Annotated in this window: 8 protein-coding genes and 2 tRNA genes; 3 read left to right on the top strand and 7 right to left on the bottom strand. The window is 70.0% G+C overall.

Going from position 1 to position 12,868, the window contains the following annotated elements:
• Positions 1-104 precede the first annotated feature (104 nt).
• Together RUH65_RS04315 and RUH65_RS04320 are read left to right on the top strand one after the other, a co-directional pair.
• Positions 105-1,340 carry an exonuclease SbcCD subunit D gene (locus tag RUH65_RS04315; protein WP_313815973.1) on the top strand — a complete coding sequence of 412 codons (1,236 nt, stop codon included), beginning with the start codon at positions 105-107 and terminating at the stop codon, positions 1,338-1,340.
• Positions 1,337-4,432, top strand: coding sequence for an SMC family ATPase (locus RUH65_RS04320; RefSeq protein WP_313815975.1), 3,096 nt, complete (start codon positions 1,337-1,339; stop codon positions 4,430-4,432). The genes RUH65_RS04315 and RUH65_RS04320 overlap by 4 nt, the downstream gene beginning before the upstream one ends.
• Here RUH65_RS04320 and RUH65_RS04325 read toward each other — a convergent pair.
• From RUH65_RS04325 to RUH65_RS04355, 7 genes are all read right to left on the bottom strand, one after another.
• A complete protein-coding gene (locus RUH65_RS04325; protein WP_313815976.1) occupies positions 4,419-5,903 on the bottom strand; it encodes a malate:quinone oxidoreductase in 1,485 nt (494 codons plus the stop codon). The genes RUH65_RS04320 and RUH65_RS04325 overlap by 14 nt on opposite strands.
• A gap of 55 nt (positions 5,904-5,958) precedes the next feature.
• On the bottom strand, positions 5,959-7,662 hold the full coding sequence (locus RUH65_RS04330; RefSeq protein WP_313815977.1) for an ABC transporter substrate-binding protein: 1,704 nt from the start codon (positions 7,660-7,662) through the stop codon (positions 5,959-5,961).
• A 45-nt stretch (positions 7,663-7,707) separates the two neighbouring features.
• Positions 7,708-7,792 (bottom strand) — tRNA-Leu (locus RUH65_RS04335).
• 83 nt (positions 7,793-7,875) lie between these two features.
• Complete coding sequence (gene bcp / locus RUH65_RS04340; RefSeq protein WP_313815979.1) at positions 7,876-8,352, bottom strand: thioredoxin-dependent thiol peroxidase; 477 nt, start codon at positions 8,350-8,352, stop codon at positions 7,876-7,878.
• Between the two features lie 76 nt (positions 8,353-8,428).
• Positions 8,429-10,057 (bottom strand): peptidoglycan DD-metalloendopeptidase family protein, encoded by a 1,629-nt coding sequence (locus RUH65_RS04345; protein WP_313815980.1) that lies wholly within the window; start codon positions 10,055-10,057, stop codon positions 8,429-8,431.
• Positions 10,058-10,376: 319 nt separating this feature from the next.
• A tRNA-Lys gene (locus RUH65_RS04350) sits at positions 10,377-10,449 on the bottom strand.
• A gap of 96 nt (positions 10,450-10,545) precedes the next feature.
• Positions 10,546-11,097 carry a hypothetical protein gene (locus RUH65_RS04355; RefSeq protein WP_313815981.1) on the bottom strand — a complete coding sequence of 184 codons (552 nt, stop codon included), beginning with the start codon at positions 11,095-11,097 and terminating at the stop codon, positions 10,546-10,548.
• A gap of 210 nt (positions 11,098-11,307) precedes the next feature.
• Here RUH65_RS04355 and ilvD point away from each other — a divergent pair.
• Positions 11,308-12,868: dihydroxy-acid dehydratase (gene ilvD / locus RUH65_RS04360; RefSeq protein WP_313815983.1), on the top strand; the 1,561-nt coding region annotated here is incomplete at its 3' end.

Genomic DNA, 12,868 nt, shown 5'->3' on the forward strand with positions numbered 1-12,868 from the left:
CACTGCCGAAGGCATCGCAGGACCACCTCGGCAGGACCATGGTTGTGGAGAACGGTTGTGGAGAAGTCCCTCGAGCGTCCCCGGTGACGGATAGCGTGGGGTTCATGTTGATCCTGCACACCTCTGACTGGCATCTGGGCCGGTCATTCCACGGAACCGGCCTCCTTCAGGCACAACGAGAGGTCCTCGTCCAGATGACTGACACGGTTCGGGACCGGGGCGTGGACCTGGTCCTCGTGGCCGGGGACGTGTATGACCGTGCCCTGCCCGCCGCTGATGCCGTGGAGGTCCTCGACGGGGCCCTCGCGGAGCTGGTGACGGCCGGAGCCGCCGTGGTGCTGACCAGCGGAAACCACGATTCCGCCATCCGGCTGGGCTTCGGCGGCCGCCTCATGGGCGCCTCCGGGGTGCACTTCCGCACTCGGATGGACGAGGTCACCGCGCCGGTGGTGCTGGAGGATCCCGACGGCGGCCGGGTCGCCGTCTACGGGGTGCCCTACCTCGAACCCCGGCACGCCGGCCAGGTGTGGGAGGTAGATCCGAACCATACGGCGGTGACAGCCGAGGCGGTGCGGAGGATCCGGGAGGACGCCGGGGCGCGGTTCGCCGGTCAGGAGCAGGAGACGGCGGTGATCACCATGGCACACCTCTTCGCCGCCGGCGGTGCCGGGTCGGACAGTGAGCGGGACATCGGGGCGGACACTCCAGGGGGCCAGGCGGGGCAGGCGGACTGCTCATCGGAGGAGTTGCTGGTGGGCACCCTCGGACAGGTCCCAGTCTCCGTCTTCGAGGGAGTCGACTATGCGGCGCTGGGCCACCTGCATGGCCGCCAGCGGATGGCGGAGACGGTGCGGTACTCGGGATCGCCCCTGCCGTACTCGTTCTCCGAGGCCCACCACACCAAGGGCGGGCTGCTCGTGCGGACGGCTGGGGGCGCGGTGACGGGCGTCGAGACCGTCGACTGGTCCGCCGGGAGGAAGCTTGCCGTTCTGCGAGGACGGATCGAGGACCTGATGGACAACCCGGACCATGCGTGGGCGGAGGACCGCTGGTGCCAGATCACCGTCACGGACCCGGTGCGCCCCCCGCAGGCCTACCGCCGGCTCAAGGAGCGCTTCGACGGGCTGTTGAACTTCGTCCTCGATCCCGACGCCGGCGCGGCCGCGGTGAGGTCGACCTACGCCGCCCGGCTGGCCGCCGCGACCTCGGACCTCGAGGTGTGCACCGGATTCGTGGAGCATGTGCGCCAGCGTCCGGCGTCGGCAGCCGAGACGGCGTTGCTGACGACCGCGCTGGCGGAGAGCCGGGCCGAGCTCGATGACGAGGGACGTGCCGCATGAGGATCCATCGGCTCGAGTTGCAGGCGTTCGGACCCTTCGCGGAACGGGAGAACATCGACTTCTCTGAACTCAATGAGGCCGGATTGTTCCTGCTGGACGGCCCCACCGGTGCCGGCAAGTCCACCGTGCTGGCCGGGATCTGCTTCGCACTCTATGGAACGGTCCCCGGTGGCCGGAGTGCCGAGGGACTGGCCAGCACCCAGTCGCCGATGGGCACCCGGCCCGAAGTCCTGCTGGACTTCACCATCGGCGCCCGGAACTTCGAGATACTGCGATGGCCGAAGTACCGGCGGCCGGCCAAACGCCGCCGTCAGGGCGAATCCGGCATCAGCCTGACCGAGGAGAAGGCCGGCGCGGTGCTCCGTGAACTCCGGGACGGTGTGTGGGCCGAGGTCTCCGTGCGAGCGGACGAGATCGGCCAGCTGCTGCGCCAGGAGCTCTACTTGGACGCCGAGCAGTTCATGCGCGTCGTGCTGCTGCCGCAGGGGGAGTTCGCGGCGTTCCTGAGGGCCGGCTCCCAGGAGAAGGAGACGCTGCTCCGCAAGCTCTTCGGCACGGGCCGGTACGACGGGGTCGCGACGTCTCTGGCCGCACGGCAGCAGGCACTGGAACAGGCCGTGCGGCGGGACCGGGATCTCGTGGCCACGGCCCGCCAGGACCTCCTGTACTCGCTGCACGACGGACTGGGGGAGGGCTGGTGGGGCTCGGACGCAGATCCAGAGGGGTGGCCGGACGCCGAGTTCGCGTCCCAGTCGACCGCTGCCGTGGCCGCCGCGCTCGAGTCCTCCCGGGCCGCACGCCAGGACGCCGTGGTGGAGGCGTCCCGTGCTCAGCGGGCCCTGGACGCGGTGAGCCGGACCCGGCAGGACCTGCAGTCCGCACAGGCCTGGGCGGACCGGACCCACCGCCTCGAGGAGAAGCGGGACCGCACGGTCTCCGCTCGGTCTGCCGTCGAACGGCACCGGGAGGCCGCGCCCGTGAACCGCCGGGCCGCGGAGGCCCGGGCGGCCGAGGACGCCCACCGCGAGCATCGTGCCGCCCTGGACCGTGCCCTGGAACGGGCGTGGGCGGATGAACACTGCCTCACGTGGGACGGTGCCGGGTCCGGAGCCAGGACCGGGGACGAGGAGTCTCGGGACCTGTCCTCCCGCTTTGACGACCTGCGCCAACGGGCCGAACGGGACCTCGACCGGCTGGCCGACCGCGAGCGGGACGCCGCAGCCCTGACCCGGGCCGAGGCGGAACGCGCCCGGCTGGCCGACTCCATCGAGGTCTCGACCCGTACCGCCGCCGCGGCCGAAGCCGAACGGGACATGCTGGTGGCGGCGCAGCGTAGCCTGCACCAGCGCCTCGAGGAGCTGGCCAGTCCGGCCGCGGGTCTGGACCCCGCCCGGCTGCAGCTCGAACAGGCCACCGCCCGGAGGGAGGCGGCCCGGGCCCATGAGCGGGACCACCACGCCCGGGCGGCCGCCGAGGACGCCGTGCGGACGGCCACCGACCAGGCTCAGTCGGCCGTGGACGCCTGGCAGGACATCGTCGAACGGCGGTTGGCCGGGGCCGCCTCACTGCTGGCGGCTGCCCTGGAGGACGGCGTGGCGTGCCAGGTGTGCGGATCCGTGGATCATCCGTTTCCGGCGGTGCCGGGCGACGCCGAGATCTCCGCCGAGGCACAGGGCCGGGCGCGTCAGGACATGGACGAGGCCATAGCACGTCGGCGGCGCGCGGAGACCGCCGTGGACGAGGCACGCCGCACCGCTGAATCCAGCCGGCTGGCCTCCGCCGGTCTGTCCCCGCACGACGCCGAGGTGGCCCTGGGCCAGGCCCGGGATGCGGTGTCTGCCGCCCAACAAGCCGTCCGGGATCTTGAGGAGACGCGGGCCGCTGTGCAGCAGAACGAACGGGACCAGCTGGCCCAGGCCCAGGCCGCCGAGACGGCCCGTGCCGGCCTCGCCGCGGCGCAGACCCGGCTGACTGCGGCGGACGAGGACCTCGATCGCCTCCGCCGGGTGGTGGAAGAGGCCCTGGGCGGTCGGACCGACCTGGCTGAGGTGCGTCGGGAACTGGAGGCCGCCAAGCAACTCGTGGACGCGGTGGTCGGGGCGGCGGCCGCCGAAGCCACCCATCGGTCCCTGACCCTCCAGGCCGCCGAACACCTCACCACTGAGCTCGGAGCGAGTCCCTTTGCCACCGTCGAGGACGTTCTCGCCGCCGTGTTGCCGGCCGAGGAGGAGGCCCGCCTGGCGGCTGCCGTCCGGGACTGGGACCACGAGGAGGCGCGCGTGGCCGAGTTGGCCGCCAGTGACTCGGTGCAACGCGGACGTGAGCTTCTCCGAGCCGGCACCGAACCGCCGCCGGGGGAAGAGGTGGCACAGCACGAGGCTGCCGTGGACGCCGCCACGCAGCATCGGGATGCCGCGGGCGAACGGGTGGGTGTGCTGGAGTCACTGCACCGGCAGACGGTCCGGCAGGCCGGCGTGCTGACCGAGGTCGCGGGGCGCTCCGCCGGACAACGGGCGGATCTCGAAGAGACGGACGGGCTTCTCAAGCTGGTCCGCGGTGCCGGGGAGAACTCCTACAAGATGACTTTGGGCAGTTACGTGCTGGCCGGTCGCCTGGAGGAGGTGGTGGCAGCCGCCACGGAACGGCTCCTGGGCATGACCCAGGGCCGGTACGAGCTGCGCCACGACGACTCGGTCCGGGGCCGCGGCATCCGTGGGCTCGACATCACGGTGTTCGACCGGTACACCGAAGACGAGCGGGCCGCCTCGACGCTGTCCGGCGGGGAGACGTTCATGGCTTCGCTGGCCCTGGCCTTGGGCCTGGCGGACACCGTGCAGGCCGAGGCCGGCGGCGTGGATATGGACACCCTGTTCGTGGACGAGGGCTTCGGCTCCCTGGACACCGCCACCCTGGCCGACGTCATGGACGTGCTGGACGGGCTGCAGGCCGGAGGCCGGACCATCGGCATCGTCAGTCACGTGGACCGGATGAAGCAGGACATCGGGTACCGGCTCGAGGTGCAGAAGACCCAGCAGGGTTCACATCTTCGGGTCCGTGTGCCGGACCGGGCGGGGCCGGTCAGGCGAGCTTGAGCGCGGCGCTGGTGGCCTGCTCGACCTCTTCCATCAGGGACCGGTTCTCGTTGAGCCGGTGACCGCGGGAAGGGATCATCTCCTGGAGCTTGGGCTTCCAGGCCTCCATCATGGCGGGGAAGCACTTCTCCAGCAGCCCGACCATGATCGGGGCCGCCTGCGATGCGCCCGGGGAGGCACCGAGCAGGGCGCCGATCGAGCCGTCGCCGGCCGTGACGACCTCGGTGCCGAATTGCAACACGCCGCCCTTCTTCGGGTCCTTCTTCATGACCTGCACACGCTGACCGGCGGTGATCATCTCCCAGTCGCCGCCGTTGGCGAGCGGGTAGAAGTCCTGGAGGGCGTCGACCTTCTTGGTCTGGCTCTTCGTGACCTCGGTGACGAGGTACTTCACCAGGTCCACGTTGTCCTTGGCGACGTTGAGCATGGGCAACAGGTTGTGCGCCCGGACCGAGAGCGGCAGGTCCAGATAGGAACCGGACTTCAGGAAGTTCGAGGAGAATCCGCCGTAGGGGCCGAACAGCAGCGAACGGCGTCCGTCCACGAACCGGGTGTCCAGGTGCGGGACGGACATCGGCGGGGCACCGACGGACGCCTGGCCGTAGACCTTGGCCATGTGCTGGTTGACGATCGACTCGTCAGTGCATTTGAGGAACTTGCCGGAGACGGGGAAGCCGCCGAAGCCCTTGCCCTCGGGGATGCCGGAGGACTGCAGCAGGTTCAGGGCGCCGCCGCCGGCCCCCAGGAAGACGAAGCGGGCCCGGGCGGTGAAGGACTCCCCGGCGGCCTTGTTCTTGACCTTGAGCTCCCACCGGCCGTCAGTGCCGCGGTCCACGGAGGTGACCTTGTGGCCGAAGCGCACGTCCACGCCGGAGTTGGCCAGGTTGGTGGTCAGTTGCCGGGTCAACGAGCCGAAGTCCACGTCCGTGCCGTTGGTCTGCCGGGAGGCGGCCAACCGCTGGCCGCCCTGGCGGCCGTCGATCAGCAGCGGGGCCCAGTCGCGGATGGTGTCCGGGTCCTCGGTGTACTCCATGGTCTCGAACAGCGGGTGGGCGCTGAGGGATTCATGGCGGGTCTTGAGGTAGTCGGCGTGGTCGTTGCCCCACACGAAGCTCATGTGCGGCAGGGGGTTGATGAAGGTCTTCGGGTCGCCGAGCTTGCCCTTGTTGACTAGGTAGGACCAGAACTGGCGGCTGACCTGGAACTGCTCGTTGATGGCCAAGGCCTTGGTCGGATCAACCGTGCCATCCGGGCCCATCGGGGAGTAGTTCAATTCGCAGAGTGCGGCGTGGCCGGTGCCGGCGTTGTTCCACGGGTCGGAGGACTCGAGACCGGCCTGGTTGAGGTTCTCGAACAGGCCGATCGACCAGTCCGGCTGCAACTGCTGCAGGAAGGTCCCCAGCGTGGCGCTCATGATGCCACCCCCCACCAGGACAACGTCGTAGGTGGTTGCGGCAGACTGCTGGCTCACGATTCTCTCCCAGGGTTACGGATGGGTGTCAGATAGGGGACTGCCCTTGACTTTACTACCGGCGCGGCCCGGTCTGATCCACCGGGACGATCCGGTCGAAACGCTCGTCCAGGACCGGTGAGGTCGGATAGGAGACCAGTGTGTGTCCAGAGGCGACCGCGGAGATCGGATACACCAGGGGCAGGGCGGGCAGGTCCAGCGCCAGCGATTCCGCACCGCGCCGATACAGCCTCGTGCGGGTCTCGGCATCCCTGGTGGACACCGCCGCGGCCAGGGTCTCGACCACGAACGGGTTCGAGTACCCGAATTCGGTGGAGTGGCTGCCGAAGAGCGGCTCGAGGAAAGGGTGCGGATCGCGGTATTCACCGGTGCGGCCGGACAGATGGAAGGCCCGGCCCGTGTCCGCGGTGAGGCGGTCGAGATAGCCGTCCTCCCACCGGACGGGAACCGGTTCCAGGACGAAACCGACGTGCGCCAAGTCCTCGGCGATCCGGGCATAGACCGGTTCCGGGGAGGGCAGGTAGGGCCGTGATGTCTCCACCGGGTACAGGAACTCCAGCGGCTCACCGCGATATCCGGCCAATTCCAGCAGCTCTCGGGCCTTCTCGGCGTCATAGCCGTAGGTCGTCAACTCCGGATGGGCCACCCCCAGGGACGGCGGGACGAACTCGTCGGCCCGTGAGGACCCCGCCAGGAAATACTCCTCGGCCAGGGCTCTCCGGTCGAGGGCATGTGCCACGGCCTGGCGGACATACAGCTGACCCAGGATCGGATGCTGGGTGTTCATCCCCAGGTACAGGACGGAGAAGGGGTCCCGTTGGAGCACCTGCGCGCCGCCCTGCACCAGCGGGCGCAGGGTGGACGGGGAGACGTAGTCGAAGGCATCGAGGCGACCGCGGCGCAACTCCCGGAGCCGTTGCTGCACGCCGGTGATCATGGACAGGGTCACCGGTCCGACGGCGGAGGGCCCGCCACGGTAGTCCGGGTCGGCTTCCAGCACCAGCAGGTGTTCGCCGGTTCCGCCCGAGGGTGCTGCACCCCAGAGGAACGGGCCGGTCCCGGATGGTCGGGCCTCCGGGAGATCGCCGGGCTCAGTGTCCGCCAGGGCGCGGTCGAACTCGACCCATGAGTCGGGCGAGCTGAGGGCGAACGGCGGGGAGGTGAGCGCTGCGGCGAGGAAGACGATCGGTGCGGACAGGACCAGGGACACTGTTCGTTCACCGACCGTCTGGCACTCGACGTAGCGGCACTGCTCGTCTCCGGCGTAGCCCCCGAAGACGGAGGCAAAGGCCAGGCGGGGCAACCGGTCCAGGCGGTCCTGTCCCAGGAGATCGGGCAGCCGGGCCCACCGCTCGAAGTTGGCCGCGACGACGTCGGCGGTCAACGCGGTGCCGTCATGGAATTCGACATCCGGGGTGAGGGAGAAGGTGTAGCGCAGGCCGTCGTCGGAGACCGTCCAGTCGCTGGCGAGGTGGGGGATCGGGGCACCCGTGTTGTGGTCGACCCCGAGGAGCGTCTCCAGGACCTGGCGCGTGCTGCGGTGGGACTCGGCGTCCACGGTGAGAGACGGGTCCAGCGACTGCGGCCGGGCCGGTACGCCGATGGTCACGGGCACCGTGGCCGCGGCGGGGGGCGTCGACGGGGGCGGACTGGAGCTCTCCGGGCTGGATTCGCTACGGATCTGGGCCGCACACCCGGTCATCGGCAAGACGAACGCCGCCGCCAGGGACGTGATGACGGTGCGGCGCGAGATCTCCACGCGTCCGGGCCTCCCTGAAACTGAGGTGAAAGGGTCTGGTACTTCTGGTGCGGGCGGGGGGACTTGAACCCCCACGTCCGAAGACACTGGAACCTAAATCCAGCGCGTCTGCCAATTCCGCCACGCCCGCAGATCCCCGCTGACGGGAACAACGGCCCATCATACCCGCTGTGGCGGAAGCGGATCTGTGTCGGACCCGGGCGGCGATGCGCCTCAGATGAGGTGGAGATCCCGGCGGAGCTTGGCCACGTGTCCCGTCGCCCGGACGTTGTACTGGGCCAGTTCCACGGTGCCGTCGGCGCCGACCACCACCGTGGAGCGGATCAGACCCTCGTAGGTCCGGCCGTAGTTCTTCTTCTCTCCCCAGGCGCCGTAGGCCGCTGCCACGGCGTGATCCTCGTCAGAGAGCAGTGGGAAGGCCAGTGACTCGGCCTCGGCGAACGTGGCCAGCTTGGCCGGGCCATCGGGGGAGATGCCCACCACGGCGAATCCCTCTGCCGCGAACGCCGCGAGGTTGTCACGGAAATCGCAGGCCTGGGTGGTGCACCCGGGCGTGGCGGCAGCGGGGTAGAAGTACACGATGACCCGCTGACCGGCGTAGTCGGCGAGGGAGACGGTGTTGCCCTCCTGGTCGGTCAAGCTGAAGGCGGGGGCCGTGTCGCCCGGGGCGAGTCGCTGCTGATCAGTCATGCGCACCACTGTAGGGCTTGTCCCGAGGCGCGACGTGTCCGCGGCGAGCAGTCGGTACACCGTCGGCACCGGGTTCTTACCGCGTCGTCGCTGCTCCAGGTGTCGCTGGAGTCGAGGCGGCAGACGTGGCTGCCGTGAGGAAGTCCTCATCAGAGCAGGCGGGGAGGGATTCCAGCCAGACGGTGCTGGGGTCCACCTCCGCCAGGTGCCGTGCGTCCACTCCCTCGGGCTCGCCGGCCGCGCTCAGCACGGCGATGACCTCCGTCAGCACGGTATCGGCGGTGATGTCCAGCTCGCCGCCGGGGAGGTCGTCCGGGCCGAGGTCCACACACCAGCGTGCCGCCTCGGCCTCGTCCAGCGCCTCGGGAGCCGCCGGTTCTGCGGGCGGCGTGGCGGGAGAAGTGGTGGGCGGGGCGGTGGACGGCGTGGTCGCCGGAGTGGACGGTGTCGGTGTGGGCGCCGAAGGTGTCGTCGTCGGGGTCGGGGTGGGTATGGGAGTCGGCGTGGGTACAGCCGTGGGTGTGGGTGTGGGAGCGGGGGTGGTAGTGGCGGCGGGTGTCCGCGTGGGTGTCCGCGTGGGTGTCGGCGCCGCCGGCGGGGCGGTCGGCTGCGACGGTGTTGGCCGGCTGGGCTTCGGCTGGGACGGTGTTGGCCGGCTGGGCTTCGGCTGGGCGGTGGCCGGAGGGCGCGCGGACGTGTCGGGCCGTTGGGGGATCTTGGCCGGCGGGGCATCAAGTCGAGGGACCTCGGAGCCGCCCGCGGCTCCGGCCTGGTTGCTGCGCCCCCGGTCTTCCTGGGCCCGGCCGTCCTGTCCTGGTGGAACGGAGCCCCGTCCAGCGGAGGTGGAGTCCTTCGGGCCGGAGGCGATGCTGGTCGGTGGGGCCGTGGTCGGATTCCCGTGGGAGGCGTTGCGGATGCGTTCCAGGTCCTCTGGGAAGAGGGAGGCCGGCTGGCCTGCCACGGGCGGCAGCACGAGGGAGGGATCCAGGTACCGGCCGTCCAGGGTGATGCCGAAATGGACGTGGCAACCGGTGGAGTTGCCGCTCGTTCCAGCCAGGGCGATCACGTCACCCCGGGTCACGCGGTCACCGGCGGAGACCAGGAGCACCGAGTTGTGGTGATAGGCGGTGGCCAGGCCGTCACCGTGGTCGAGGTCGATCCGCAGCCCGGACGTCCCCCGGTCCGCGGCGAAGCGCACGGTGCCATCGGCGGAGGCCCGGACCGGGGTGCCACAGGCCACCGGGTAGTCCTGACCGATGTGGAACTGCATGGCTGGACCGATGTCGGTCGGGTTGACACGCCAGCCGAAAGCCGAGCTGAGGGAGACGGGCCCGGACACGGGATGGTCCATCACCACCGTGATGCCGGGGATCGCGCCGCGATGGGCCGAGGCCGGAACGTGGCCCGAGACGGCGTCGGCGGACCCGGTCCGCTCCTGCAGCGTCTGCTGCTGGGATGCCGAGAGGACGACGAAGGCGCCGGGGTAGGCGCTCCGGGCGGTGGCGAAGGAGCCGTCCACGACCGGGGCGGGGTCCCCAGGGGAGCCGTCGTCGGAAGGGCCGGCTGGTGGGGCCAGCGAACCGGGAAGGAGGAAGGTCGATCCTCGCTGCGCCTCCTGGCCGCCGGTGGCATGCGTTGCGGCCCCCGTGGAGGCGCGGTCGGTGGCCGTGGAGGCAGGCTCGGTCCCCGGTGACGGAAGGGCCATCGAGGTGCTTACTCCTCCGGAGACCGCCAGCAGAACCAGTGCCGTCGTTGCAGCACCAGCCGGTGCCCATCCATGCTTCACGATCCGGTGAACCTCGATCTTCCCTCATCGCAGCGACTGTCGATAGCCGATAGCGTCGCACGCTTTGGACACGGGAGGTAGACCTGAAGATGAACGGACAGTGCGCCGGGCGTGTCGCGTCTCATAACGATGCCGACGGCGCCTCCGGGGGAGCACTCGTGCCGGTGACGGTCGCTGGTGGCGGAGAGGCCAGAATGCACCAGGGCCCCGGTCCTGTGACCGGGGCCCTGGTGATGGGTGCACCCCCCGGGACTCGAACCCGGAACCCATTGATTAAGAGTCAATTGCTCTGCCAGTTGAGCTAGAGGTGCCTGTTGTCTGGACCGGTAAACGGTCCGTGCAACGAGGAAAAACTTTAGCAGAGAACCGCGGAGGACGCGAAATCGGCAGAGACGTGGCCTTCGCCACTAGGGGCGGCGGTCGCCGTGCGCGGCCGGGGCAGGGGCCTCGTCAGGGTCACCCTCGCCGAGGGCCTCACCGGGCTCGGCGTAGTAGGACTCCAGGGTGTCCATGAAGTGGGACATGAACTGATGGAAGTCCTCGGCGTCCTCCTCCTGCTCCAGGACCAGAGTGCCGTTGTCGTCCTGCTCTGGGCCGGTCCGCAGGGCGGTGAGATGGATCCGGAGGTTCTCCGTCAGTGGCACCCGGGGAGCCCCGGAGACCTCGAACCAGGTCCGGAAGCCGGTCACGGTCTCGACCTGGTAGCCGGTGCCAGTGTCGGCCAGAGTGGCCACGTTGCCCAGGGCGACCGTCGCGATGGACGTGTCGTCCGGGACCTCGGGAAGGGTGTCCAGATCGACGGGGCACAGCAGTAGCTCGAGGGGCTGCCGGCGATAGCCGATCGTCCAGGGATTGCCGGCGCCGGAGGGCTGTGCGTAGACGAGATTGAAGTCGCCGTGGTTGAACACGCGGGCGTCGAACACCCCGCGGAGCAGGTGCTTCAGGTCTTCGCCGTCCATGGGGTCAGTCTACGGACCGGGAGGCCGGCCTGCGCGGGGCTTGAGGTGGGTGGTGTCACGTGGGGGCCGAGCGTGGCGGGCGGTCCTAGGATGTTGCCCATGACCACCCCCACCGCAGACACCACCCTTCCCGGCGGTTCGGAGGGCGGAGGCGACTCCGGCGCCTCCACCCCGGACATCAAGCCACGCTCCCGCGCGGTCACCGACGGAATGGAGCGCGCCCCCGCACGCGGCATGCTCCGTGCGGTCGGCATGGGCGACGAGGACTTCGCCAAGCCCCAGATCGGCATCGCCAGCTCCTGGAACGAGATCACCCCGTGCAACCTCTCTCTGGACCGCCTCGCACAGGCCTCCAAGGAGGGCGTCCACGCCGGTGGCGGTTACCCGCTCGAGTTCGGCACCATCTCCGTCTCCGACGGCATCTCCATGGGCCACGACGGCATGCACTACTCGCTCGTATCCCGTGAGGTCATCGCCGACTCCGTGGAGACCGTGATGCAGGCCGAGGCCCTGGATGGCTCCGTTCTGCTGGCCGGCTGTGACAAGTCCCTGCCGGGCATGCTGATGGCCGCCGCTCGTCTGGACGTCTCCAGCGTGTTCATCTACGCCGGCTCCACCATGCCGGGATACGCCACCCTGGAGGACGGCACCGAGAAGCAGGTCACCCTGATCGACGCCTTCGAGGCGGTGGGCGCGTGCGCCCGCGGGTTGATGAGCGAGAAGGACCTGGACACCATTGAGCGGGCCATCTGCCCGGGCGAGGGTGCCTGTGGCGGCATGTACACGGCCAACACCATGGCCTGCATCGGCGAGGCGCTGGGCATGTCCCTGCCCGGTTCCGCCGCCCCTCCCTCGGCTGACCGCCGGCGCGACGCCTTCTCCCGCAAGTCCGGCGAGGCCGTCGTCAACCTGCTGCGCCTGGGCATCACGTCGCGGGACATCATGACCATGAAGGCCTTCGAGAACGCCATCGCCGTGACCATGGCCTTCGGCGGTTCCTCCAACGCGGTGCTGCACCTGCTCGCGATCGCCCGGGAGGCCGGCGTCAACCTCACCCTCGATGACTTCAACCGCATCGGTGACAAGGTCCCGCACCTGGGCGACCTCAAGCCCTTCGGCCAGTACGTCATGACGGACGTGGACAAGGTCGGCGGGGTTCCCGTGGTCATGAAGGCGCTGCTGGACGCCGGGCTCATCCATGGCGACGCGCTGACCGTCACGGGCAAGACCGTGGCCGAGAACCTGGCGGACATCACGCCCCCGGACCTGGACGGGAAGGTCCTGCGTGCCCTGGACAACCCGCTGCACCACAACGGTGGCCTCGCCGTCCTCAAGGGATCCCTGGCCCCCGAGGGCGCCGTGGTGAAGTCGGCCGGTTTCGACGCCGACGTCTTCGAGGGCACCGCCCGCGTCTTCGAGCGAGAGCGCCAGGCCATGGACGCCCTCGAGGCGAACAAGCTGCAGGCGGGTGACGTCGTCGTCATTCGGTACGAGGGTCCCAAGGGCGGCCCGGGCATGCGCGAGATGCTGGCCATCACCGGGGCCATCAAGGGCGCCGGCCTTGGCAAGGACGTCTTGTTGCTGACAGACGGCCGCTTCTCGGGTGGCACCACGGGCCTGTGCATCGGCCATGTGGCCCCGGAGGCGTCCGACGCCGGCCCGATCGCCTTCGTGCGCGACGGCGACCGGATCCGCGTGGACATCGCCGCCCGCACGCTGGACCTCCTCGTCTCCGAGGACGAACTGGAGGCGCGCCGGGACGGCTGGGAGC

It is taken from the genome of Citricoccus sp. (assembly GCF_032154715.1).
Lineage (GTDB): Bacteria > Actinomycetota > Actinomycetes > Actinomycetales > Micrococcaceae > Citricoccus.